Below are 24,638 nucleotides of genomic sequence, written 5' to 3'. Positions count from 1 at the left end.
CCCTACTTGCAAAACTGCCATGCCTGCCCATCACTTCAATACCCACTGCCCCGACTGGGCCGAAGCCCTGCTCAACGGCTTCAGCCAGATATTCCTGCAACGCAACCCTTTGTGCGGCCTGTTGTGCCTGCTGGCCATCCTGTTCACCGCCCCAAGCCTGCTCGGTGGCGCGCTGCTGGGCGGCGTGGCCGGCCTGCTGACTGCGCAACGTCGCGGCTATGCCAAGGCCGATCGCCAGGCTGGGCTGTACAGCTATAACGGTGTGTTGATCGGCTTGTTGCTGAGCCTGCATTTCAGTTGGTCGGCGCTGCTCGCACCACTGATCCTGGCCAGCGGCGGCCTCAGTGCGATGCTCACCGAGCAATGGCTCAAGCGCACCCGCGAACAGCGTTTCCTGCCGGCCTACACGGCGCCCTTCGTGCTGCTCGGTTGGCTGCTCCTGAGCTTCGCCGCGCCAAGTGAGGCCGCGCCTGCGCCAATACTCGAACTGTCGACCCTGAACCTTGTGGCCGGCGTATTCAAAGGCCTGGGCCAGGTGGTATTCCTCGACGCGCCGCTGGCCGGGATCCTGATCGCCAGCGGCCTGCTGCTGGCCGATCAGCGTGCCGCCGGCTGGGCCCTGCTCGGGTCTGCCGTCGGCTTGCTTTGCGCGCTCTGGCTACACGACGCCCCTGCCGCCCTGCTCGGCCAGCATGGCTACAACCCGGCTTTGGCAGCCCTGGCCCTCAGTCAGCAACGCCAACAATCCTGGCTGCCGCTGCTGGGCATCGGCCTGGCGATCCTGCTCACGCCGCTGTTCGCCGCTGCGGGCCTGGCGCCTCTGACCGCGCCCTTCATCCTCGCCTGCTGGCTACTGCGCATCGGCATCCGCCCGCTACGCCGCACCCACGACGAGCGTGCTCCTTGCCAAACCCCGGAGAATCACCCTAGGCTGCGCTGATTTACGTTCAAGGCCGTGCAAATGGACAGCAAGGACACGTGGCGCAATCGCCTCTACGTGATGATTTTTCAGACCGACACGGTGGCGGGTCGACGCTTCGACAGCACCTTGCTGTTGATTATCCTCGCCAGCCTGGTGGTGGTGATTCTCGACAGCATCGATGAGGTGCATCAGAACTACGCCAGCCTGCTCGCCTACATCGAGTGGGGCTTCACGGTGATCTTCCTCGGCGAGTACATTCTGCGTCTGTACTGCTCACCCAAACCGTTGCGCTACGCCTTCAGCTTCTATGGCCTGGTGGACCTGCTGGCGATCGTCCCGGGGATCCTCGCCCTGTATTACGCCGACGCCCAGTATCTGCTGATCATCCGAGTGATCCGCATGCTGCGGATTTTTCGCGTGCTCAAGCTTGGTCCCTACCTCAAGCAGGCCCACTATCTGTTGGACGCGCTGCGCGGCAGCAAACAGAAAATCCTCGTGTTCCTGCTCAGCGTCTGCACCCTGGTGACGGTGTTCGGCACCCTGATGTATGTGGTTGAAGGGCCGGAGCACGGCTTTACCAGCATTCCCAAGGGTATCTATTGGGCCATCGTCACCCTGACCACCGTCGGCTATGGCGACATCGTGCCCAAGACCGTACTCGGGCAGATCATTTCGTCGATGGTAATGATCACCGGTTACTCGATCATCGCCGTGCCCACCGGGATTTTCACCGCCGAACTGGCCAACGCCATGCGCGGCGAAAAACTCCAGCACGACTGCCCGGTGTGCAGCAAAAATAACCACGAGCATGGCGCCGCCTACTGCTCACGTTGCGGCAATCTGTTATTCAAGAAAATCGAATAAGCAAAGCACTTTTTAATCTTTAAAGACCTATGCAGCCCCGGCTATAGTCGACGGCAAATTGCCTTCACTCTCTCGAACAAAAGGAATGTGCAGTGAAAAAAATCTTCGCCGCCTCACTTCTGGCCGCTGGCCTGACCCTCGCCAGCGTGGCGCAAGCCGCACCCACCCTGCTGAACGTGTCCTACGACGTGATGCGCGACTTCTACAAGGACTACAACGCGGCCTTCCAGAAACACTGGCAAGCCGAGCACAAGGAAAACATCACCCTGCAGATGTCCTTTGGTGGTTCCAGCAAGCAAGCGCGTTCGGTCATCGACGGCCTGCCGGCTGACGTCATTACCATGAACATGGCCACCGACATCAACGCCCTCGCCGACAACGGCAAGCTGGTGCCGGACAACTGGGTTACCCGCCTGCCAAACAACAGCGCGCCGTTCACCTCGGCCACCGTGTTCATCGTCCGCAAAGGCAACCCGAAAGCCCTGAAAGACTGGCCGGACCTGCTCAAGGACGGCGTACAGGTGATCGTGCCCAACCCCAAGACCTCGGGTAACGGCCGCTACACCTACCTGTCGGCCTGGGGCTACGTGCTGAAAAACGGTGGCGACGAGAACAAAGCCAAGGACTTCGTCGGCAAGCTGTTCAAGCAGGCACCAGTGCTCGACACCGGTGGCCGTGCCGCTACCACCACCTTCATGACCAACCAGATCGGCGACGTGCTGGTGACCTTCGAGAACGAGGCGGAAATGATCGCCCGCGAATTCGGTCGCGACCAGTTTGAAGTGATCTACCCGAGCGTCTCCGCCGAAGCCGAGCCGCCAGTGACCGTGGTCGACAAAGTCGTCGACAAGAAAGGCACCCGCGCCGCCGCCGAGGAATACCTGAAGTACCTGTGGTCGCCAGAAGGCCAGGAAATTGCTGCCGCCAACTACCTGCGTCCACGTGACCCGCAAGTGCTGGCCAAGTACACCGATCGCTTCCCGAAAGTCGACTTCCTGTCGGTGGAAAAAACCTTCGGTGACTGGCGCACCGTGCAGAAAACCCACTTCAACGATGGCGGTGTTTTCGACCAGATCTACAGTGGCCAATAAGCTGCGCTGAAAGTGAAAAAGGCGACCCGCGGGTCGCCTTATTTGTCGCTGCCCGTTCTAGGGCAACATCGCTTCCACTTCCACTTCGATCAGCCACTGCGGCAAGGACAGCCCGCTGACAATCACCCATGAAGATGCCGGCGGGTTAGCCGGGAAGCGCTCCAGCAATACTTGGGTGATCTGCTCTTGCTCATCCCGTGCAGCCTCGACGATGTATATCCGCATCATCACCACATGGGACAAATCCCCGCCCGCCTCGCGCAGTATCGTCTCGATATTGTCGAACGCCTTGTCAGTCTGCTCACGCAACCCAGGCGCCACCGTGCGCTCATGCGCATCGACACCGACCTGACCGGACAACAACAAATGACGCCCGCCACTGACCTCAACCGCCTGGCTGAACCCGTACTGCAGCGAGTTGAAAACACTGGAGGGATTTAACACCGACTTGTGCATGAAGACTCCTGACTCCCTGGAATGACCGGAAAATCTAAATCAACCGGTATCAGGGTTCCAGTGCCTGCAACATCCGGAAACTCAAGGGTAGTGATTGCCAGCGCCAAAAATCAAGTGCCTAAAGAAGCCCCTGGCGATTAGCCTCCGACCAAATAAAAGGGGATGTCAATTTAAGGTAGTCAGCAGGCAGCTGATACTGCAAGTACTCCTGATACCGCCTGGCTCTGATCTCTCGGCATATTGCGTCATCCAACCCCAAGGTTTCTATCGTTTCCTCGATCAACCTCGTCGGCTGAGCAGTAATGCCTGGCTTTGGATAAATATGCCCAGTGGATAACTGCAAACGAAAAAGATCTTTTGCCAAGTAGAATGGATCTAACACCGTATTGTAATCACGCTTGCGACTGTTCATGGTTGAGCACGCGAGGCGATAATTAGCCCACTCATAAATATCCGCAGCGCTTACAGACTTGGCGACAAAATGATCGACACTCACTCCGCCGACTCGCTCGAAATAAATGCCTAGATAAGCACAAATACCCTCATAAGCGACATGAAGGTCTGTAAGGCTCTCACGCCAGTAGGGGCTCACCTCAGTCCCAGAAGGAAGTGGCTTGTTCAGCGCCAGCCCCTTCGACTTCAAATGTGCAATACCTTTGACTCGAACCTTAGCATTGAACGACGCAGGCTCCGGTTGCCCTCGTACAGGAATCATTTGAGCCATCCCTGTTTTAGACCTACGTATCTCCAGCGAATCCAGAACGGATCGGTATCACCCAACAACTCTCGCAATCTACCATCCAGGGAAATCGCCAGTTGCGCATCAATTACTTCTTCAGACAAGACCTTGGAAGCCTCCTCCAACACCCTCTCAGACTCGATGGAACGAGCACTTCCCAAATCGAATGCGTCGCTTGTCAACCACCGGGAAACTTCTCCTAAACGAACAAACTCACGTTGTTTAAACTGAACTTCAGTCTTGCCGTTCTTTTTGTTCTTTGACAAATCCAGGTCAAACCAGGCGTCTTGTGACCTGTCGAAACGAGGTTCGACTGAAGCCATGACGAGAGGTGAATGAGTTACCAGAAGAATTTGTACCTGGGCGCTTGGAGAAAGAGCCGTCACGACATCAAGTAAAGCGCCGACCACCGAGCGCTGCCAGCGGGGGTGCAAGTGAGACTCCACTTCGTCGATCAAAAAGGTCAGACGCGGAGTCGTTTCCTGCCCCAAAAGAGCCGACGCCTTGACATGTTCCTGCCAACTCCAGACCAGCAGATACGCAATCGCAAGTATGCGTTTCATTCCAGACGATGCATGAACAACCGGTACATTCTGCCCATAGGGCATCTTTAAAGTGGGAATATCTCGAGGGTCATCCAGGCCAATGCGGGTCAGCGGCCCCATCACGAGTGTTTCTCCCTCTTCAGGAGATAACTTGGCTAGCGCTGCGCACAAGTGGTCATATGACTCACCTTTTTCTTTGTACCAACTTGCCCAGTCCGAAATCAGCCCGTTGCATAAGAGGCCTCGCTCACCGTCGACGAGACCATCCCAAATTTCACGTGAGCTGAATACATAACCTGGCACTCTATCCTGGACATCGAGATTGCCTTTCTTCAGCCAGTAATTCCTGGCAGGGTCCCAGGCAGCAAAACTCCCATCCGCCATGGCGTAGAGTACTAAGCCCGGGTTGATAGGCCGTCCCGCCTTACCCGTCCATGCTTGATCCAACGAAGAAAAAGACGTCGAATAAGAAACATCCTTGGTTTTCGCGGATACTGAAAAATCGATCCTTGCCTTTGTTGAGTCGTTCGGACGGACCATATTGCCACCCGTCAACGCCCGATTTAAATCGCTGGGCCAACGCCGGGTCAATGCCCACCACGCTATATCCAGCAAAAAGCTTTTACCCAAACCATTGTCACCAGTGATCAAATTCAACCGACTGGAGAATTCCACTTCCATTTCTGGAAGCGGCCCTACATGGCTAAGTTTCAAGCTTTTTAACACAATCCCACCCCACTTTTTGTCCCGCGGATTTACCGGACAGGATAATAGACGTAGATCGCGCCTCCGTTGCAGCGCTTTCTGCATTATTCAAGTCAAGCGGCGAACATTGCCCCTCTACGCTCAACGCTGGAGCAACCTCAGTACACATAGCGCAGACTAAAAATTACTGATAATGCCTGCCCAACCCCGAAGGCACGCCATGGATATCGGTGTCTTCCCACGGGCCTTTGGGGCTGATGCTGCGGCTCCAGCCATTGTTCCAGCGGTAGTAGGTGCGCTGGCGATAGAACACGTTGCTCTGGTCGTCGAGCACGTAGACCCCAAGCTTCGCATCCCAATGGCTGTTGCCGCCCGGTGGCGGGGCAAAGCTGGCGGAAGTGCGTGGCTGCGGCTTGGCCGGGGCGTTGGGGATCACCGGCTTGCCTGGGGGGGTGGACGGGCCGGGCTTGATGGTGGGTCGCGGTTCGGGGATGGGCGGCGCCGGCCCGGTATCCGGGCTTGGACGCTGGACCGCACATGCGCTTAACCCCAGGACCAGACTGAGCAGGGTGATACGGGCGATGGCGGTCATAGCGGTTTTCCTGGTTATTTATCCGGACTGTCGATGGTCAATTGCTGCGGCGCGGTGGTGCTGCTCGCCAGTGGCTGGCTGCGCCCGACCCATTCGCCGGCAGTCGGTTGGCCAGCGCGGGATACCCGTGCAACCAGTTGGACTTCAGGGAAGTTCGACAGTTTCAACTGCGGCATCATTGCATCCGCATCGCCCAGCTCGACGGTCACCGGCAGGTCGGCGACCGTCAGGCGCTTGGCCGCCAGCGGTGCCGGTGGGCCAGAGGTCGCCCGGGCGAAAATGAACACGCTGTCGCCAGGCTGGACCTTCGCCTTGACCTCGTCCGACAGGTCCACCGAGACCTTAAGCATTGCCGCAGCCTTGGCCACCGCTGCCGGTGCCGGTGCCTTGGCCACGGTGCCGCCGCTGGCCTGGAGTTTCTCGGTGGCGCGCTGGATTCCGCCTTCCAGGGCACTGCGCGAATTGTCTTCGGGCGGCAGTTGCGCCAGCAGGCGATTCCAGTAGTCGATGGCGTCCTGATAACGCTCGCTTTCAAAGGCGGCGATACCCAGCAGCCCGAGGCTGGTGACTTCTTTCGGGTCAGCCTTGAGGGCTTCATCGGTCAGTGCCTGGACCTTGTCCGACCATTTTTTATTGTCAGCAAAGTACTGGGCCTGGGCCCACTGCCCCAACAGTTCGGGCTCGCGACCGGCGACGGCCACGGTGCGCTCGAACAGCTTCGCCGCGTCCGCAGGACGATCCTGGGCCATGTAAGTACGGCCAAGGAAGTACAGGCCCTCGGCGGAATCCGGTTGCGCCGCCACGGCACGTTCCAGACGCCGGGTCATTTCTTCCATCGACTGCGGAGCCTGGGCAAATTCACGGGTCAGCCCGACCTTGTCACTGGCACCGAAATGCATGTACAAGCCCAGGCCCAGCACCGGCACCAGCAGCGCGGCGAGCAACGGCAGCGGCTTGCCCAGGCGCGAAACCCGGACGTTGTCGGCGCCTTCGGTGTCGGCCAGCAACTCGCGCGCAGCCTCGTCACGGCCGGCAGCCATCTGCGTGGCATCAAGCACGCCTTCGGCCTGTTGCGACTGCAACTCGGCGACACGCTCCTGGTAAAGCGCCACGTTCAGCGCGGTCCGATCCTCTTCACGCTGGGCACGACGGCCGCGCAACACCGGGATCAACAGAAAACTCAGGGCAACCAGTAGAAGCAGACCTGCAGCGAGCCAGAAATCAATCATTCTTGGTTTTTATCCAACAGTTGGTCGAGGCGTTCACGCTCCTCGGCAGAAAGCGTGTCCGCACCGGTGGCGCGCTCGGCGCGGCGACGACGGACGATCAGGGCAATCACCACCAGGCCACCGAGCAACAGCCCGGCGGGGGCGAACCAGAGCACTGCGGTCTTGCCGGTCAGGGCCGGCTTGTAGCGCACGAAATCACCGTAGCGGTCGACCATGAAGTCGATGATCTGCTGATTGTCCTTGCCCTCGCCGAGCATGCGGAAGATCTCTTTGCGCAGGTCAGCGGCAATCGGTGCGTTGGAATCGGCAATGTCCTGATTCTGGCACTTGGGGCAACGCAGCTCTTTGGTCAGCTCGCGAAAGCGCTCGCGATCGCCTTCTTTGGCGAACTCGTAGGTGTCGATGGCGGCGTGGGCGACGCTGGCGATGCTCAGGCCGAGGATGGCAGCAGCAATCCAGCGCTTCATGGCTTGGCCTCATCCACCAGCGCCTGGTACTTGGACGCCAGTTGCTCACGCCAGACCACCGGATCGATCACGCCGACGTACTTGTCACGGATGATGCCTTTGGCGTCGATGAAGAAGGTTTCCGGTGCGCCGTAGACTCCGAGGTTGAGGCCCAGGGTGCCTTCGTCATCGCGGATATCCAGCAGATAGGGATTGTGGAACTCGGCCAGCCACTTCAAGGCGTCGGCATTGACGTCCTTGTAGTTGACGCCGTAGATCACCACGCCCTGCTCGGCCAGTTTGTTCAGCACCGGGTGTTCGACCCGGCAGGAAATGCACCAGGTGCCCCAGACGTTGACCAACGCCGGCTTGCCCAGCAGATCGGCGCGGGTCAGGGTCTTGTCGCCCTGCACGTTCGGCAGGCTGAACTCGGGGAACGGCTTGCCGATCATCGCCGAGGGCAATTCGGCCGGGTTGAGGAACAACCCACGGTACAGAAACACCGCCACTAGCAGAAACAGCGCCAGCGGCAGAACCATTAACCAACGTCTCATGCAGTCGCTCCAGACATACCCAGTGCCTCACGCACGCGGCTTTTCACCTTGACCCGATAACGCCGATCCAGCGCCGCCAGCAAACCACCGAAACCGGTCAGCAGGCCGCCGAGCCAAATCCAGCGCACGAACGGCTTGACGTGCACGCGCACCGCCCAGGCACCTTCGCCCAGCGGTTCGCCGAGGGCCACGTAGATGTCACGGGTGATCCCGGCGTCGATCCCGGCTTCGGTCATCACCGAGTTCTGCACGGTGTACAGGCGTTTTTCCGGGTGCAGCACGCTAACTTCCTTGCCGTCGCGGACCACGCGGACGGTGCCCTTGTCGGAGGTGAAGTTCGGCCCTTCGAAATGCTTGGCGCCTTCGAAAATGAAGTGGTAACCGGCCAGTTCCATCGACTCGCCCGGCTCCAGGCGCAGGTCACGCTCGGCGCTGTTCTGGCTCGACAGCACCACACCCAGTGCGCACACGGCGATGCCCAGGTGAGCGATCTGCATGCCCCAATAGCTGCGAGTCAGCGATGGCAGGCCCTTGATCAGGCCCTTGTGGCGGGTCTTGTCGAAGATGTCGCGGACCCCGGCCAGCAACACCCAGGCGGCGAGCAGGAAGGTCGCCAGCACCGCCCAGTTGAAGTCGCCATAAGCGATCCCGGCCACCACGGCCAGGGCCACGCTGCCGAGCAATACTGGAGTCAGCATGCCCACCAGCCATTTCACCGGGGTGTCTTTCCAGCGCACCACAACGCCCACGGCCATCACCACCATCAGCAAGGCCATCAGCGGAATGAACAAGGCGTTGAAATACGGCGGGCCAACCGACAGCTTGGCGCCGGTCAAGGCATCGAGCACCAGCGGGTACAGGGTGCCGAGCAGGATCATCGAGGCCGCCACCACCAGCACCAGGTTATTACCCAGCAACAGGGTTTCCCGCGACCACAGGTTGAACCCGACCTGGCTCTTGACCACGGGGGCGCGCAGGGCGAACAGGGTCAGCGAACCACCGACCACGAACAGCAGGAAGATCAGGATGAACACGCCCCGCTCGGGGTCCGAGGCGAAGGCGTGGACCGAAGTCAGCACGCCGGAACGAACCAGGAAGGTGCCCAGCAGGCTCAGCGAGAAGGCGGCGATCGCCAGCAGCACGGTCCAGCTTTTGAACACGCCGCGTTTTTCCGTCACCGCCAGCGAGTGGATCAGCGCAGTGCCCACCAGCCATGGCATGAACGAGGCGTTCTCCACCGGGTCCCAGAACCACCAGCCACCCCAGCCGAGTTCGTAGTAGGCCCACCAGGAGCCGAGGGTGATACCGATGCCGAGGAAGGCCCAGGCGACGATGGTCCATGGCCGCGACCAACGCGCCCAGGCCGCATCCAGGCGACCGCCCATCAAGGCGGCAATGGCGAAGGCGAAGGCCACCGAGAAGCCGACGTAGCCCATGTAGAGCATGGGTGGGTGAACGATCAAGCCGATGTCTTGCAGCAGCGGGTTAAGGTCGGCGCCATCGGTCGGCATCTGCGGCAGGATCCGCGCGAACGGGTTCGAGGTGACGATCAGGAACAGCAGGAAGCCGGTGCTGATCATGCCCATCACTGCCAGCACGCGGGCCAGCATGACCTGCGGCAACTGCCGGGAGAACACCGACACGGCAAAGGTCCAGCCACCGAGAATGAACGCCCAGAGCAGCAGCGAGCCCTCGTGGGCGCCCCACACCGCGCTGAACTTGTAGTACCAGGGCAAGGCGCTGTTGGAGTTATTGGCGACATAAGCGACCGAGAAATCGTCGACCATGAAGGCATAGGTCAGGCAGCCGAAGGCAAACGCGAGGAACGCGAACTGCCCCCAGGCAGCCGGCTGGGCCAGGCTCATCCACTGGCGGTCACCGCGCCAGGCGCCCAGCAGGGGCACGATGGCCTGGACGATGGCAAAGCACAGCGCGAGGATCATCGCCAGATGACCCAACTCGGGAATAAACAGACCGGCATTCATCGATCAACCCTCCTTCGCGGGTGTGGGGGCGGATTGACCGCTGTCCTTGAGGGCCTTGGTCACTTCCGGCGGCATGTACTTCTCGTCGTGCTTGGCCAGCACTTCGTCAGCCACCACCACACCATCGGCATTCAACTTGCCCAGCGCAACGATGCCCTGCCCTTCGCGAAACAGGTCCGGGAGGATGCCGCGATAGGTGATGGTCACCGACTTGTTGAAATCGGTGACGACGAATTTGACGTCCAGCGAGTCGGAGGAACGTTGCAACGACCCGGCCTCGACCATGCCGCCGGCACGAATGCGCGTGTCTTGCGGCGCTTCGCCATTGGCAATCTGGGTCGGTGTGTAGAACAGGTTGATGTTTTGCTGCAGGGCACTCAAGGCCAGGCCAACGGCAGCGCCGACACCCACCAGAATGGCCAGGATGATAATCAGTCGTTTTTTACGCAGCGGATTCACTTGCTGTTCTCCCGGCGCAGACGGCGCGCCTCTTGTTGCAGATAACGCTTGCGGGCCAGGATCGGCATGGCGACGTTAAGAACCAGTACCGCCAGGCAGATGCCATAGGCCGACCAGACATAGAGGCCGTGATGGCCCATGGCGAGGAAGTCGCCGAATGAAGCAAAACTCATCGAACGGCCTCCAGACTGCCTTGCACTTCGGCCTTGACCCAACTGGCCCGGGCCTCGCGTTTGAGCACTTCAAGGCGCATGCGCAGCAACAGCACCGCGCCAAAGAAACAGTAGAAACCCAACACCGTCAGCAGCAGCGGCAGCCACATCTCGACCGGCATCGCCGGCTTCTCGGTGAGGGTAAAGGTGGCGCCCTGGTGCAGGGTGTTCCACCACTCCACCGAATACTTAATGATCGGGATGTTGATGACCCCGACAATCGCCAGCACCGCGCAGGCCTTGGCCGCGCTGTCACGATTGCTGATGGCATTGCCCAGCGCAATGAGACCGAAGTACAGGAACAGCAGGATCAGCATCGACGTTAGTCGCGCATCCCAGACCCACCACGAACCCCAGGTCGGCTTGCCCCAGATGGCGCCGGTGACCAGGGCCACGGCGGTCATCCAGGCACCGATCGGCGCAGCACACTGCAGGGCGACGTCGGCCAGCTTCATCTTCCACACCAGGCCAACGATGCCGCAGACCGCCAGCATCACATACACCGACTGCGCAAGCATCGCGGCGGGGACGTGGATGTAGATAATCCGGAAGCTGTTGCCCTGCTGGTAATCCGGCGGCGCGAACGCCAGGCCCCAGACCACTCCAATGCCGATCAGCAGCAGTGCCGCGACACTCAGCCATGGCAGCATTTTGCCGCTGATGCCGTAGAACCACTTGGGTGAGCCGAGCTTGTGAAACCAGGTCCAGTTCATTGCTGTTTCCATCACGGTTGCTTTTCGATGTCACGAAAAGTCAGGGTCTGCTTTCTTGGGAAAAGTGGTCAAAATTTGACCAGACCTCATTATTATTCGCCGACGCTGATCTTCAGGCCAGCAGCTATTGCAAAGGGTGTCAGGGTCACGGCCAACGCCGTCAGGCTACCCAACCACAACAGATACCCGGTTGCCGGCATGCCCTGAAGGGCGGCCTGCAAGGCACCACTGCCGAGGATCAGCACCGGGATATACAGCGGCAGAATCAACAGCGCCAGCAGCAAGCCACCGCGCTTCAAACCCACCGTCAGCGCCGCGCCCACCGCACCGAGCAAGCTCAGTACCGGTGTACCTAGCAGCAGCGACAAGAGCAAAACCGGCAGACAGGCGGTGGACAAACCGAGCATCAACGCCAGCAAGGGCGCAAGCAATACCAATGCCAGGCCGGAAAACGCCCAGTGTGCCAGCACCTTGGCCAAAACCAGAAGGGCCAGGGGGTGCGACGAAAGGACCCACTGTTCCAGCGATCCGTCCTCGAAATCACTGCGAAAGAGCCCGTCCAGCGAGAGCAAAACCGATAAAAGGGCTGCTACCCAGACCAGGCCCGGAGACAAGGTTTGCAACAATTGAGTCTCAGGTCCCACGGCCAATGGAAACAATGCGACAACAATTGCGAAAAATACCAGGGGGTTGGCCAATTCGGCCGGTCGACGACACAGCAAGCGTGCTTCACGGGCCACCAACAACGCGAACACACTCATGCGGCCCACCGTCCCAAATCCAGTTCACGGTACCCGGATGGCATCCGGGTCAAGCTGTGGTGGGTGGTCAATACCACCATGCCACCCTGCTCGCAGTGGTTGGCCAGGTGTTCTTCCAACTGCGCGACGCCTTGCTTGTCCAGCGCGGTGAAGGGCTCATCGAGAATCCACAACGCCGGGCTGTCCAGGTACAAGCGGGCCAACGCCACACGCCGTTGCTGACCGGCGGAAAGCGTATGGCAGGGCACATCCTCGAAGCCACGCAGGCCGACTGCCGCCAGTGCCGCCCAGATAGCGTCGTGGCTGGCGGGCTGGTGCAGGGCGCACAGCCAGCTGAGGTTTTCTTCCGGAGTGAGCAGGTCCTTGATCCCGGCAGCGTGGCCAATCCACAACAGGTTGTGAGCCAGTTCCGGGCGTTGGCTATTGAGGGGCTGGCCATTGAGCAGCACCTCACCGCTGGTGGGCTGCATCAGGCCGGCCAACAGGCGCAACAGACTGGTCTTGCCGCTGCCATTCGGCCCGCTGATCTGCAGCATGTCACCGCTGCCCAAGCGCAAGGCGAGGTTTTCGAAGAGCATCCGCCAGTCTCGCTCACAGGCGAGCGCAACGGCTTCTAATAGAGGGATGGTCAAGAGATCGTGGGCCTTTACGGTTCAAGTCGGCAGTGGATCGGCCGTTAAAGTGATGCAGCATAGTGGCATTGACGGCCTGTTCCAGAGAGCTGGGTCAAGTTTCAAGCAGATTGTGTTGCGAAGTTTCGCCACGCGTCCTGGAGACGGGCGGCATTATACATGCGATGTCCTACTCTCCAGAGGGCAATTTCGACAGGGTGTGACCTGATGACCAGTGAGATCAACCTTCCTCCCCTGCCCGCTCCGGCAACGGCTACGCCGCGCCCGCAGGCCGGTGGCGAAGTGCTCAAGCTGCAGACCCCGATCGATGGCCTGATTGCCCCGGGGCAAAGCGCCAAGGCCGAAGTGCTATCACTGCGCCAGGAGCAACAGGTTTTCCAGCTGCTGCTGAAGATCACCCTGGCCGGAGGCCGCCAGACAACGGTGTCGGCCACCAGTAATCTGCCATTGGCGCTGGGGGCCAGTCTGGCCATTACCCAGCCCTCGGCCGGCAACCTGGCAATAACCCTGCAACAAGCCCTGGCCAGCAACACTGCGTCTCTCACCCGCCTCGACACCGCGCAATTGCCGGTCGGCACGCTGTTGCAGGGCAAGGTGCTGACCAACCAGACCCTGCCGCAGGCGCCCGGACAACCGCCGGTGTATCGCTCGATGGTCAGCCTGCTCAACACCGCCCTCAGCGGCAGCACCCTGACCCTCGACAGCGCCCAGCCGCTGCGCATCGGTACGCTGCTCAGCGCCCTGGTTCAGGACGCGGACACCCTCAACTTCGTGCCCCTGAGCAGCCGTTCGGAGCAATTGGCGATTTCCCAGCAGTTGCAGACCCAGCAAAGCCGCCAGGGCTCGCTGGAAGGACTGCTCAAGACCCTGCAGAACCTTCCCGCCCACAGTCAGACGGCATCGGTGCGGGCGGCTGTCGAGACCCTGCTCGCCGGCCTGCCCGAGGCGCGTCACCTGAGCAACCCCAAGGTCCTGGCCCAGGCCCTGGCCAACAGCGGCGTGTTCCTCGAAAGTAAACTGCTGGCCGGGCTGACCGAAGCACCGGCAAACGACACCAAAGGCAACCTGCTGCGCCTGATCGCCCAACTGGCCCCCGGCCTGCCGGCCAACACCAGTTTCAACGCCGCAATCGCCGCCAATACCATGGCGCAGGCGCTGCCGAGCTTCGTGCGCAACGCCCTCGGCATGCTCGGCCAGGTCAGCGCCAAGCCGGCGCCCGGCAGCTTCCCCCTACCCTCGCGGCTGCTTCAGAGCCTGGAGCAGGAAGGCGACCTCGAACACCTGCTGCGCCTTGCCGCCGCTGCGGTCTCGCGCCTGCAAAGCCATCAACTGGCAAGTCTCGAACAAAGCGGCATGACCGAGGACGGCCGGCTGCAAACCACCTGGCAGCTGGAAATCCCCATGCGCCACGCCCACGACATCGTGCCGTTGCAGGTCAAATTGCAACGCGAAGATCCACCGCCCCGTGAGCAGCAGGAGAAAGCCGCCGAGCAAACCGTTAAGCAACCGCTGTGGCGCCTCGACCTGGCCTTCGACCTCGAGCCGCTGGGCCCGCTGCAAGTGCAGGCGCAACTGCTGCACGGCAGCTTGTCCGGCCAGCTCTGGGCCGAACGCCCCTACACCGCGAGCCTGATTGAAAACAACCTCGACAGCCTGCGCGCCCAACTCCATGACTGCGGGCTCAATGTCAGCGGACTGGATTGCCACCTCGGCAAACCACCTCAAGGCCCGCAAACCCGCCTCGAACAACGCTGGGTCGACGACACCGCATGAACGATTCCAATACCCCACGCCAGGCCATCGCCCTCAAGTACGACGGCCAACACGCCCCGACCCTCACCGGCAAAGGCGACGCCGAACTGGCCGAAGCCATCCTCAAACTCGCCCGCGAGCACGAGGTGCCGATCTACGAAAATGCCGAGCTTGTACGTTTGTTGGCGCGCATGGAACTGGGCGACAGTATCCCCGAGGAGTTGTACCGCACGATTGCCGAGATCATTGCGTTTGCCTGGAAACTCAAGGGCAAGTTTCCGGCGGGGTACGAATTGCGGGACGACATCCTGGAGCGGGATGTGACGGGGCGTGGGGAGGATTATTGAGCTGCTGCGCCTAAAGCCTGAGCCTTGAACAAGCGCAAAAGCTTGAGACTGCGACCGACAATCAAGCCGTTGATCAGGCCCGCCCCCAGCGACGCCTGGACTACCGCCACAAGCTCATTGGCCAGTTCCGGATGGATGGCGGCCTGGTAACCCAAGTAGTAACGCCAGGCAAAGAAGCACCAATAGACGATCAATACCTGGACTGTGCCGCCCATGACTAAACTCTGCCCCACGACTTTCACATTCGTGTACGAGTAAAAACGCAGCCCCAGTAACCCGCCTGCCAATAGTCCGAACGCATAGGCTGAAAGCGGAAAGGCTAAACCTCGAGAGAGTTCCAGCGAAGCCAATGACAGGGCCACGAATATCATTGGCGTGACGTGTAACGACCTTTTCGACACATGACTTTCGAAACAGGCGCGCACTCCGTAATACGTCAGGACAAGAAAAACCCCATACACCCACAATGGTGTGCCTTGGAGAATGTCGAGCATAGGTCTCCTTGACGTAGCGCCTGCCTGGACCGAGGCGCCAGGTTCGCTGCGATGCGGCGACCCGACAAGCCTCCTACAAGGTTTGTCTCCCGCCGGCGCAACGACGCATCGCAGCCCTGACGACTCCGATCAGCCCTTATGCATCTTGCTCATCAACTCCGCCTCAGCCTGGGTCAGGCCGCAGCTGTGGGTCAGTTCGTCGACGCTGGCGCCCATGCCTACCAGGCGGGCGGCCTGGGCGAAGGACAGGCTGGTGGGGTCGCGTTGTTCGAGGCGGTTCATTTTTTCCGGCAAGGGTTCGACCAATGCCTGCAACTCAAGCAGTTCTTCGCCCATGCGCACACTGCCGTCCTGGTAGTGGTCGACGCGGCGGGCCAGTTCCTTGATCCGCTGATCACGCAAGGCATCGCCCTGGGCCTGCGCCGCACTCAGCTCGCGCTGTTTGCGGGTGTAGGCCAGGAACATCGCCAAGGTGCTGATCCAGAGCAGTGCCAGCACAATCACCGCGACTTCGAGGATCAATCAGATACTCTCCAGTTCCGACCATTCTTCTTCGCTCATCATCTTGTCCAGTTCGACAAGGATCAGCAGTTCGTTGTTCTTGTTGCACACGCCCTGGATGAACTTGGCCGACTCGTCGTTACCGACGTTCGGTGCAGTTTCGATTTCCGACTGGCGCAGGTAAACCACTTCGGCAACGCTGTCGACCATGATCCCGACCACTTGCTTGTCGGCCTCGATGATGACGATCCGGGTGTTGTCGCTGATCTCGGCGTTCATCAGGCCGAAGCGCTGGCGGGTGTCGATCACGGTGACCACGTTGCCGCGCAGGTTGATGATGCCCAGCACGTAGCTTGGCGCACCCGGTACCGGGGCGATCTCGGTGTAGCGCAGGACTTCCTGGACGCGCATCACGTTGATGCCGTAAGTCTCATTGTCCAGTTTGAAGGTTACCCATTGCAGGATCGGATCTTCGGAACCCTTTGCAGACGACGCCTTATCATTCATACCCTGACCCCTCGAAAAAACCGCCGTTGGCGGTGTGTGTTCTGCCTGGCCGCCGCGTGTGCGACCAGTGCTTTGTTATGGCAGCGAGTGCAGTGATTGACCTGCACCCAGGTGTTTGGCTCCGCCGCTGGCGATCAACTCGGCCAGTTGCGCGACATCGAGCAAAGCGCACATGTGTTCAATGACCGTGCCGGCCAGCCACGGCCGTTGCCCGCGATGACTGCGCCATTTGATTTCGTTGGGATTCAAGCGCAGCGAACGGCTGACCTGATGCACCGCCAGCCCCCACTCGTAGCCCTGGACCGAGATCACGTACTGCAGGCCCTGGCGGAAGTCGTCGCGGTAACGATCGGGCATCACCCAGCGCGCGGTGTCCAGCACCTTGAGGTTACCGGCCTGGCTCGGCAGGATGCCGAGAAACCAATCAGGCTGGCCGAACAACGGCGTCAGGTCGTGCCCGGCCAGTGGATAAATCGATCCCAGGCACACCAGCGGCACCGCCAGGGTCAGCCCGGCAACGTCGAACAGCAGGCATTCAAACGGTTCGACGGCCCAGCTCGGACGGCCATCGCTGTCTTCCGGCGGTGGCGTATTGCTCGGCGGCAGGTGCACGTCGGCGATCGGTTCGACAAGCACCTGCGGCGCGACCGTCGGAATCGGCGTGACCAGCTCTTGCGGCACTTCCACCGGGAACTCGATCTCGGCAATCACCTCAACCGGGGCCTGCGCATCACGCGCCTGCTCCTCGAGCACCGCCGCCTGGAATTCATCCAGTGCCTCAGGGTCCTCGACCACCTCGCTCAAGGGTTCTTCCGTCGCGTCCTGCAGCAGCGCATCCAGATAGGATTGCAGCGCCAGTTGCGGGCGCGAAGTGGTTTTCAGCGGACGATTCATCTTCAGGCCACCTGCGGCGCAAGTTGCTGGGCCAGCAAATGCTTGAGCAATGAACGGTAAGCCAGCACTCCGCGACTCTTGCCGTCGAACTGCGAAGGCGTCAGACCGGCCCGACTGGCATCACGTAGACGCGTGTCGACCGGGATGAAACCCTGCCAGATGTCGTCCGGGTACATGTCGCGCAGCACCCGCAAGGTGCCGATCGAGGCCTGAGTGCGGCGGTCGAACAGGGTTGGCACGATGCTGAACGGCAGTGGCTGTTTGCGTGAGTGATTGATCATCGCCAGGGTGTTGACCATACGCTCAAGGCCTTTGACCGCCAGGTGCTCGGTTTGCACCGGGATCACCAGTTGCTGGCTGGCCGCCAAGGCATTGACCATCAGCACGCCGAGCAGCGGCGGGCTGTCGATCAGCGCGTAATCGAAATCCTGCCACAACTGGGCCAGGCTTTTAGCGATCACCAGGCCCAGGCCGCTCTTGCCCGGCGACTGACGCTCAAGTGTGGCCAGTGCGGTGCTCGACGGCAGCAGGGAAATACGTTCGTCACTGGTGGACAACAACAGTTGCCCCGGCAGGCCTTGGGGCACACTGCCGCCATGCAGGAACAGGTCGTAGCAACTGTGTTCCAGGCTGTCCGGGTCGTAACCGAAGTAGCTGGTCATTGAGCCGTGGGGGTCGAGGTCGACCACCACCACGCGCTTGCCCGCCTCGGCCAGCAAACCGGCTAAAGCGATGGAGGACGTGGTTTTACCAACACCACCCTTTTGATTGGCAACAGCCCAGACTCTCATGCAGATCGTTCCTCCCGGTCGTACGGGGCAACCGAGACATAGCTCATCGTGATAAGCCGGGTGACGGGGAATTGACGGCGCTCGCACTTCCCGGCGATTTGACAGGCGCTGGTGCAGTTTGTGTGCCAGCACGCTTCAATGCCGCGTCCGGTTGCGCATTGGCCGTGCCAGTACCGGTCAGGCTGCGGCGCACATCGAGATTGCGCGAGACCACCAGCACCACCCGCCGATTGCGCGCGCGCCCTTCGGCCGTGGCGTTATTGGCCACCGGCTGGAATTCGCCATAGCCCACCGAGGCCAGGCGCTGCGGGTTGACGCCCTGCATCGCGAGCATGCGCACGATGCTTGCCGAACGCGCCGAGGACAACTCCCAGTTGGTCGGGAATTGCGCGGTGCGGATCGGTTGGTCGTCGGTGAAACCTTCGACGTGGATCGGGTTGTCGAAGGGTTTGAGAATCGCCCCGACCTTGTCGATGATGTTGAACGCGATATCGCTGGGCATGGCGTCGCCGCTGCCGAACAACAGGCTGGAATTGAGCTCGATTTCGACCCACAACTCGTTGCCGCGAATGGTCATCTGGTTGGCACTGATCAGGTCGCCGAAGGCCGCGCTGATGTCATCCGCGATGCTCTTGAGCGGATCATTGGCCGCCTGGGCGATGCCGGCGTCGATCTGCTCGGCATCCTTGACCAGCGGCTTGGCCGGGGTCACGGTCTGCGGCCGTTCGTCGCCGATGGGGATCGGCTTGAGGGCGCGATCGGAGTCGGTGAACACCCCGATCAACGCTTCGGAAATGACCTTGTACTTACCTTCGTTGATCGAGGAAATGGAGTACATGACCACGAAAAAAGCAAACAGTAAGGTGATGAAGTCGGCGTAGGACACCAGCCAGCGCTCATGATTGACGTGTTCTTCAACGTGGCGACGACGTGCCATGGTCCATGCTCCCCATCAATCCATGAAGCCTTGGAGCTTCAATTCGATGGACCGTGGGTTTTCCCCTTCGGCAATCGACAGAATCCCCTCGAGCAGCATCTCGCGGTAGCGCGACTGGCGCAGGGCAATCGCCTTGAGTTTGCTGGCAATCGGCAGCAGCACCAGGTTGGCGCTGGCCACCCCGTAGATCGTCGCGACGAAGGCCACGGCAATGCCGCTACCCAATTGCGTCGGATCAGCCAGGTTACCCATCACGTGAATCAGGCCCATGACGGCGCCGATGATGCCGATGGTCGGCGCGTAGCCGCCCATGCTTTCAAAGACTTTGGCGGCCTCGATGTCGCGGCTTTCCTGGGTGTAGAAATCCACTTCAAGAATGCTGCGGATGGCTTCCGGTTCGGCACCGTCGACCAGCAACTGCAAGCCCTTGCGCGAGTAGCTGTCGGGCTCGACATCGGCCACGCCTTCAAGCCCCAGCAACCCTTCCTTGCGCGCCGTGAGGCTCCAGCTGACCACCCGGTCGATGCCGCCAGCCAGGTCGACCCGCGGCGGGAACAGGATCCACGCCAGAATCTGCATCGCTCGTTTGAAGGCGCTCATCGGCGATTGCAGCAACGCTGCGCCGATGGTCCCGCCGAGCACGATCAAGGCCGCTGGGCCGTTGGCCAGGGCGCCGAGGTGGCCGCCTTCGAGGTAGTTGCCGCCAATAATCGCGACAAACGCCATGATGATGCCGATCAGGCTGAGCACGTCCATCAGAGGCAAGCCTCGACCAAGTGCTTGCCGATCACATCGAGGTCATACACCGCGTCCGCCAGGTTGGCTTTGACGATGGCCATCGGCATGCCATAGATCACGCAACTGGCTTCGTCCTGGGCCCAAATTGCACTGCCGCTCTGCTTGAGCAGGCGCGCGCCTTCACGACCGTCGGCGCCCATGCCGGTGAGGACCACCGCCAGAACTTTGTCGCCGTAGGATTTGGCCGCCGAACCGAAGGTGATATCCACACACGGCTTGTAGTTCAAACGCTCGTCACCCGGGAGGATTTTCACCGCGCCACGGCCGTCGATCATCAGTTGCTTGCCGCCCGGAGCCAGTAGCGCCAAACCGGGACGCAGGATATCGCCGTCCTCGGCTTCCTTGACGCTGATCCGGCACAGCTTGTCCAGGCGCTCGGCGAACGCCTTGGTAAAGGCCGCCGGCATGTGCTGGACCAGCACGATCGGCGCCGGGAAGTTGGCCGGTAGTTGGGTCAGCACCCGCTGCAGGGCCACCGGGCCGCCGGTGGAGGTACCGATGGCCACCAGTTTGTAGGCCTTGCGCTTGGGAGCTGGCGACGCTGGGCTCGGCGCGGCTGCACGGCTTGGCACAGGCGTAGGAACAGGCGTCGGCGTCGGACGTGGCGCAACCGGGCTGTGGGAAAAGCTGCTTGCGGGAGTCGGAGCTGGAGCCGGCGCGGCAACAGGCGCACTCGACGCCCGATAGGCACTGATCCGACGGTTGCTGCGCGAGATGCTGTGAACCTTTTCGCACAGTAGTTGCTTGACCTTCTCCGGGTTGCGCGAGATGTCTTCGAAATTTTTCGGCAGGAAATCCACCGCTCCCGCGTCCAGCGCGTCGAGGGTCACCCGCGCGCCTTCGTGGGTCAGCGAGGAAAACATCAATACCGGGGTCGGGCAGCGCTGCATGATGTGCCGCACTGCGGTGATGCCATCCATCATTGGCATCTCGTAGTCCATGGTGATCACGTCGGGCTTGAGAGCCAGCGCCTGATCGATCGCCTCTTTACCATTGGTCGCGGTACCGACCACCTGGATATTCGGGTCTGCCGAAAGGATTTCCGAGACGCGGCGGCGGAAAAAACCGGAATCATCCACCACCAGGACTTTGACTGCCATAAACACTCCATTAGACGCCACGGGGCATCGACTGCCCCGCTACGCCAGAATCAAATCCGCCGTGCGGCGTAACGCTTGAGCATGCTCGGAACATCGAGAATCAACGCGATGCGACCGTCACCGGTAATGGTGGCGCCCGACATGCCTGGCGTTCCCTGGAGCATTTTGCCCAACGGCTTGATGACCACTTCTTCCTGGCCGACCAACTGATCGACGACAAAGCCGATCCGCTGCGTGCCCACCGAAAGGATCACCACATGGCCTTCACGCTGCTCTTCATGAGCGGCAGAACTGACCAGCCAGCGCTTGAGGTAAAACAGCGGCAACGCCTTGTCGCGCACAATCACCACTTCCTGGCCGTCAACCACGTTGGTGCGCGACAGGTCGAGGTGGAAGATCTCGTTGACGTTGACCAGCGGGAAAGCGAAGGCCTGATTGCCGAGCATCACCATCAGGGTCGGCATGATCGCCAGGGTCAACGGCACCTTGATGACGATCTTCGAACCCTGGCCCTTGGCCGAGTAGATGTTGATCGAGCCGTTGAGCTGGGAGATCTTGGTTTTCACCACGTCCATGCCCACGCCACGGCCGGACACGTCGGAAATCTCGGTCTTGGTCGAGAACCCCGGCGCGAAAATCAGGTTGTAGCACTCGGTGTCGCTGAGGCGCTCGGCCGCGTCCTTGTCCATCACCCCGCGTTTCACCGCGATGGCGCGCAGGACGTTAGGGTCCATGCCTTTACCGTCATCGGAAATCGACAGCAGGATATGGTCGCCTTCCTGCTCGGCCGCCAGCACTACCTTGCCGCCCCGGGACTTGCCCGTGGCTTCACGCTCTTCCGGCGACTCGATGCCGTGGTCGACCGCGTTGCGCACCAAGTGCACCAGCGGGTCGGCCAGGGCTTCGACCAGGTTCTTGTCGAGGTCGGTGTCTTCGCCGACCAGTTCCAGGTTGATCTCTTTCTTGAGCTGGCGCGCAAGGTCGCGAACCAGCCGCGGGAAGCGTCCGAAGACCTTCTTGATCGGCTGCATGCGGGTCTTCATGACCGCCGTCTGCAGATCGGCAGTGACCACATCGAGGTTCGACACCGCCTTGGACATGGCCTCGTCGCCGCTGTTGAGCCCCAGGCGCACCAGGCGGTTACGCACCAGCACCAGCTCGCCGACCATGTTCATGATTTCGTCGAGGCGCGCAGTATCGACCCGCACGGTGGTCTCGGCTTCGCTCGCAGGTTTTTCCGCTGGCGCTGGCGCCGCAGCCCGGGCAGGTGCTGGCTTCGGCGCAGGCGCAGGCGCCCGAGCTTCGCTGACAGCCGCGACCGGCTTGGCCACAGGCGCTGCCACCGAGGATTCAGCACTGCCAACTTCGGGCGAGAACTTACCCTTGCCGTGCAACTCGTCGAGCAGCGATTCGAATTCGTGATCGGAAATCAGATCGCTGCCGACCGCAGCCGCTTGCGCTGGCGCAGGTACCGCCACCGAAGCAATCGCCGACTCCAACGCATCGACGGCGAACTGGCCCTTGCCGTGCAACTGATCGAGCAGGGCTTCGAATTCGTCGTCGGTGATTTCATTGCTTTCAACAGCGGCAGCCGCGGCCACCGGCTCTGCAGGTTGCGCTGCAGTGACCAGCGAATCCACGGCAAACTGGCCCTTGCCGTGCAACTGATCAAGCAGCGACTCGAACTCGGCGTCAGTGATTTCTTCGCTGCCACTGACCGCTTCCACGGCCGGTGCAGGGGCGGCTTCGGCCTGTTCCTTGACCGCGTTCAGCGAGTCGAGCAGCAGTTCAAATTCATTGTCGGTGATGTCGCCCGAGTCATTGGCAACCGGCGGTTCAGCCACGACCGGCGCCGCTGCAACCGGCGCCACCTGATCCGCCGACTGCGGTTCTGCCAGGCGCGCCAGGGCGGCCAGCAGTTCTGGAGTGGCAGCAGTAATCGGCGCGCGTTCACGCACTTCGCCAAACATGCCGTTGACCGCATCCAGCGCTTCCAGGACCACGTCCATCAGCTCCGAGTCGACGCGTCGCTCACCCTTGCGCAGGATGTCGAACACGTTCTCGGCGATGTGGCAGCACTCCACCAGTTCGTTGAGCTGCAGGAAGCCGGCGCCTCCTTTTACAGTGTGAAAACCGCGAAAAATGGCATTGAGCAAATCCGCATCATCCGGACGGCTTTCCAGCTCGACCAGTTGCTCGGACAGTTGCTCGAGAATTTCGCCGGCCTCAACCAGAAAATCCTGAAGGATTTCTTCATCGGCGCCGAAGCTCATGAATGGGTGCTCCTAAAAAAGGTCTGAACCTAGAAACCCAGGCTCGAAAGCAAATCGTCGACATCGTCCTGGCCGGACATCACGTCTTCACGTTTATCGGCATGAATCTGCGGACCTTCACCCTGCGCGGTATATTTTTGCGGATTTTTTTCCGCAAGGATCGCTGCGCGGTCATGTTCGATGCCGGCAAAGCGGTCGACCTGGCTGGCCATCAGCACCAGCTTGAGCAGATTGCTCTCCACTTCGGTGACCAGTTGGGTCACGCGCTTGATCACCTGACCGGTCAGGTCCTGGTAATCCTGGGCCAGCAGAATGTCATTGAGGTTGCTCGAGACCATCTGGGTCTCGGTCGCGCTGCGGCTCAGGAAGCCATCGACACGGCGGGCCAGCTCACGGAACTCTTCGGCGCCGATTTCCCGGCGCATGAAACGTCCCCAGTCCGCGCTCAGTGCCTGGGCATCAGTGTTCAAGCCGTTGACCAGTGGCGTGGCGTTTTCCACCAGATCCATGGTGCGGTTCGCCGCGGCTTCGGTCAGCTTGACCACATAGCCCAGACGCTCGGTGGCGTCGGTGATCTGCGAGACCTCCTCGGCCTGCGGCATGTGCGGATCAATCTGGAAATTGACGATCGCACTGTGCAGCTCGCGAGTGAGCTTGCCGACTTCCTGGTACAGGCCACGGTCACGGGTCTGATTGAGCTCATGGATCAGTTGCACCGCGTCGCCGAACTTGCCTTTTTCAAGGCTTTCGACCAGTTCGACCGCGTGTTTTTTCAGGGTCGACTCGAAATCGCCCTGTGATGTTTCTCGTTGTTCCATAGCTCCCCCGTGGCGCCAATCATCAACCGATGCGTTCGAAGATTTTCTCGATCTTCTCTTTCAACGCCTGCGCCGTGAACGGCTTGACCACATAGCCGTTTACCCCGGCCTGGGCGGCTTCGATGATCTGCTCGCGCTTGGCTTCGGCGGTGACCATCAGCACTGGCAAGTGCTTGAGTTTTTCGTCGGCGCGCACGTGGCGCAGCAGGTCGATGCCGGTCATGCCGGGCATATTCCAGTCCGTTACCAGAAAGTCGATGCTGCCGCTGTTGAGCAGAGGAATGGCGGTAGTACCGTCGTCTGCCTCGACCGTGTTGGTGAAACCGAGGTCACGCAACAGGTTCTTGATGATCCGCCGCATCGTTGAGAAGTCATCAACGATGAGGATTTTCATGTTCTTGTCCAATTCGACCTCCAAGCAGTCTTAAACGCGCCCAGCACCTGGGCACGCCATTCAATCAATCAGGCAGAGCACTCGACTTCGTCATGGAGCACAACGGATGAGCAACGGACCGGCCTCT

At 60.8% G+C, this 24,638-nt stretch carries 29 protein-coding genes; 5 read left to right on the top strand and 24 right to left on the bottom strand.

The window, feature by feature from the left end:
- Window positions 1-19: 19 nt before the first annotated feature.
- From KW062_RS08760 to KW062_RS08750, 3 genes are all read left to right on the top strand, one after another.
- On the top strand, window positions 20-940 hold the full coding sequence (locus KW062_RS08760) for an urea transporter (RefSeq protein ID WP_105754371.1): 921 nt from the start codon (window positions 20-22) through the stop codon (window positions 938-940).
- 21 nt (window positions 941-961) lie between these two features.
- Window positions 962-1,786: an ion transporter gene (locus KW062_RS08755; protein ID WP_027621058.1), complete on the top strand. Its 825-nt coding sequence runs from the start codon at window positions 962-964 to the stop codon at window positions 1,784-1,786.
- A gap of 92 nt (window positions 1,787-1,878) precedes the next feature.
- Window positions 1,879-2,877 (top strand): sulfate ABC transporter substrate-binding protein, encoded by a 999-nt coding sequence (locus tag KW062_RS08750; RefSeq protein ID WP_027621057.1) that lies wholly within the window; start codon window positions 1,879-1,881, stop codon window positions 2,875-2,877.
- 57 nt (window positions 2,878-2,934) lie between these two features.
- On the opposite strand, the gene KW062_RS08745 is transcribed toward KW062_RS08750, so the two are convergent.
- The 13 genes from KW062_RS08745 to ccmA all read right to left on the bottom strand — a co-directional run bounded on the left by KW062_RS08745 (window position 2,935) and on the right by ccmA (window position 12,851).
- Window positions 2,935-3,333 (bottom strand): RidA family protein, encoded by a 399-nt coding sequence (locus KW062_RS08745; protein ID WP_027621056.1) that lies wholly within the window; start codon window positions 3,331-3,333, stop codon window positions 2,935-2,937.
- Window positions 3,334-3,451: 118 nt separating this feature from the next.
- The gene (locus tag KW062_RS08740; RefSeq protein WP_027621055.1) at window positions 3,452-4,048 is read right to left on the bottom strand and encodes a hypothetical protein; all 597 of its coding nucleotides are present in this window, start codon (window positions 4,046-4,048) and stop codon (window positions 3,452-3,454) included.
- Entirely contained in the window at window positions 4,045-5,427 is a 1,383-nt protein-coding gene (locus KW062_RS08735) for an AAA family ATPase (RefSeq protein ID WP_256350919.1), read from the bottom strand. Before KW062_RS08735 ends, KW062_RS08740 begins: the two co-directional genes overlap by 4 nt.
- A 79-nt stretch (window positions 5,428-5,506) precedes the next feature.
- On the bottom strand, window positions 5,507-5,914 hold the full coding sequence (locus tag KW062_RS08730) for a hypothetical protein (protein ID WP_027621053.1): 408 nt from the start codon (window positions 5,912-5,914) through the stop codon (window positions 5,507-5,509).
- Window positions 5,915-5,928: 14 nt separating this feature from the next.
- Entirely contained in the window at window positions 5,929-7,143 is a 1,215-nt protein-coding gene (ccmI, locus tag KW062_RS08725; protein ID WP_105754370.1) for a c-type cytochrome biogenesis protein CcmI, read from the bottom strand.
- Window positions 7,140-7,610: a cytochrome c-type biogenesis protein gene (locus KW062_RS08720; RefSeq protein WP_105754369.1), complete on the bottom strand. Its 471-nt coding sequence runs from the start codon at window positions 7,608-7,610 to the stop codon at window positions 7,140-7,142. Before KW062_RS08720 ends, ccmI begins: the two co-directional genes overlap by 4 nt.
- Entirely contained in the window at window positions 7,607-8,143 is a 537-nt protein-coding gene (locus KW062_RS08715) for a DsbE family thiol:disulfide interchange protein (RefSeq protein WP_027621050.1), read from the bottom strand. Before KW062_RS08715 ends, KW062_RS08720 begins: the two co-directional genes overlap by 4 nt.
- Window positions 8,140-10,128, bottom strand: a complete 1,989-nt coding sequence (locus KW062_RS08710; RefSeq protein WP_027621049.1) for a heme lyase CcmF/NrfE family subunit — start codon at window positions 10,126-10,128, stop codon at window positions 8,140-8,142. Before KW062_RS08710 ends, KW062_RS08715 begins: the two co-directional genes overlap by 4 nt.
- 3 nt (window positions 10,129-10,131) lie before the next feature.
- A complete protein-coding gene (gene ccmE, locus KW062_RS08705; RefSeq protein ID WP_027621048.1) occupies window positions 10,132-10,587 on the bottom strand; it encodes a cytochrome c maturation protein CcmE in 456 nt (151 codons plus the stop codon).
- Window positions 10,584-10,760 carry a heme exporter protein CcmD gene (gene ccmD, locus KW062_RS08700; RefSeq protein ID WP_027621047.1) on the bottom strand — a complete coding sequence of 59 codons (177 nt, stop codon included), beginning with the start codon at window positions 10,758-10,760 and terminating at the stop codon, window positions 10,584-10,586. The genes ccmE and ccmD overlap by 4 nt, the downstream gene beginning before the upstream one ends.
- Window positions 10,757-11,512, bottom strand: coding sequence for a heme ABC transporter permease (locus KW062_RS08695; protein WP_027621046.1), 756 nt, complete (start codon window positions 11,510-11,512; stop codon window positions 10,757-10,759). The genes ccmD and KW062_RS08695 overlap by 4 nt, the downstream gene beginning before the upstream one ends.
- 92 nt (window positions 11,513-11,604) lie before the next feature.
- On the bottom strand, window positions 11,605-12,273 hold the full coding sequence (gene ccmB / locus KW062_RS08690; protein ID WP_105754387.1) for a heme exporter protein CcmB: 669 nt from the start codon (window positions 12,271-12,273) through the stop codon (window positions 11,605-11,607).
- Window positions 12,270-12,851 carry a cytochrome c biogenesis heme-transporting ATPase CcmA gene (ccmA, locus tag KW062_RS08685; RefSeq protein ID WP_256350917.1) on the bottom strand — a complete coding sequence of 194 codons (582 nt, stop codon included), beginning with the start codon at window positions 12,849-12,851 and terminating at the stop codon, window positions 12,270-12,272. Before ccmA ends, ccmB begins: the two co-directional genes overlap by 4 nt.
- A gap of 261 nt (window positions 12,852-13,112) precedes the next feature.
- Between ccmA and fliK the strand changes: the two genes are divergently transcribed.
- Both fliK and KW062_RS08675 read left to right on the top strand, forming a co-directional pair.
- Window positions 13,113-14,678, top strand: a complete 1,566-nt coding sequence (gene fliK / locus KW062_RS08680; RefSeq protein WP_027621043.1) for a flagellar hook-length control protein FliK — start codon at window positions 13,113-13,115, stop codon at window positions 14,676-14,678.
- A complete protein-coding gene (locus KW062_RS08675) occupies window positions 14,675-15,004 on the top strand; it encodes an EscU/YscU/HrcU family type III secretion system export apparatus switch protein (protein WP_027621042.1) in 330 nt (109 codons plus the stop codon). Before fliK ends, KW062_RS08675 begins: the two co-directional genes overlap by 4 nt.
- On the opposite strand, the gene KW062_RS08670 is transcribed toward KW062_RS08675, so the two are convergent.
- From KW062_RS08670 to KW062_RS08620, 11 genes are all read right to left on the bottom strand, one after another.
- Window positions 14,998-15,498, bottom strand: coding sequence for a hypothetical protein (locus tag KW062_RS08670; RefSeq protein WP_105754367.1), 501 nt, complete (start codon window positions 15,496-15,498; stop codon window positions 14,998-15,000). The genes KW062_RS08675 and KW062_RS08670 overlap by 7 nt on opposite strands.
- A gap of 129 nt (window positions 15,499-15,627) precedes the next feature.
- A complete protein-coding gene (locus KW062_RS08665) occupies window positions 15,628-16,020 on the bottom strand; it encodes a DUF2802 domain-containing protein (protein WP_027621038.1) in 393 nt (130 codons plus the stop codon).
- Complete coding sequence (locus tag KW062_RS08660; RefSeq protein ID WP_027621037.1) at window positions 16,021-16,506, bottom strand: chemotaxis protein CheW; 486 nt, start codon at window positions 16,504-16,506, stop codon at window positions 16,021-16,023.
- Between the two features lie 75 nt (window positions 16,507-16,581).
- The gene (locus KW062_RS08655) at window positions 16,582-17,400 is read right to left on the bottom strand and encodes a CheW domain-containing protein (RefSeq protein WP_105754366.1); all 819 of its coding nucleotides are present in this window, start codon (window positions 17,398-17,400) and stop codon (window positions 16,582-16,584) included.
- 2 nt (window positions 17,401-17,402) lie between these two features.
- Window positions 17,403-18,191 (bottom strand): ParA family protein, encoded by a 789-nt coding sequence (locus KW062_RS08650; protein WP_027621035.1) that lies wholly within the window; start codon window positions 18,189-18,191, stop codon window positions 17,403-17,405.
- Between the two features lie 43 nt (window positions 18,192-18,234).
- On the bottom strand, window positions 18,235-19,128 hold the full coding sequence (gene motD / locus KW062_RS08645; RefSeq protein WP_027621034.1) for a flagellar motor protein MotD: 894 nt from the start codon (window positions 19,126-19,128) through the stop codon (window positions 18,235-18,237).
- A 15-nt stretch (window positions 19,129-19,143) separates the two neighbouring features.
- Complete coding sequence (locus KW062_RS08640; protein WP_027621033.1) at window positions 19,144-19,884, bottom strand: flagellar motor protein; 741 nt, start codon at window positions 19,882-19,884, stop codon at window positions 19,144-19,146.
- On the bottom strand, window positions 19,884-21,026 hold the full coding sequence (locus tag KW062_RS08635; protein WP_105754365.1) for a protein-glutamate methylesterase/protein-glutamine glutaminase: 1,143 nt from the start codon (window positions 21,024-21,026) through the stop codon (window positions 19,884-19,886). The genes KW062_RS08640 and KW062_RS08635 overlap by 1 nt, the downstream gene beginning before the upstream one ends.
- 50 nt (window positions 21,027-21,076) lie before the next feature.
- Entirely contained in the window at window positions 21,077-23,299 is a 2,223-nt protein-coding gene (locus tag KW062_RS08630; protein ID WP_105754364.1) for a chemotaxis protein CheA, read from the bottom strand.
- A 29-nt stretch (window positions 23,300-23,328) separates the two neighbouring features.
- Complete coding sequence (locus KW062_RS08625; protein WP_027621030.1) at window positions 23,329-24,117, bottom strand: protein phosphatase CheZ; 789 nt, start codon at window positions 24,115-24,117, stop codon at window positions 23,329-23,331.
- A gap of 22 nt (window positions 24,118-24,139) precedes the next feature.
- Window positions 24,140-24,511, bottom strand: coding sequence for a chemotaxis response regulator CheY (locus KW062_RS08620; protein ID WP_177327294.1), 372 nt, complete (start codon window positions 24,509-24,511; stop codon window positions 24,140-24,142).
- Window positions 24,512-24,638: the final 127 nt, after the last annotated feature.

This window comes from Pseudomonas fluorescens (assembly GCF_019212185.1).
GTDB lineage: Bacteria > Pseudomonadota > Gammaproteobacteria > Pseudomonadales > Pseudomonadaceae > Aquipseudomonas.
This window is presented reverse-complemented; position numbering and strand designations above follow the sequence as displayed.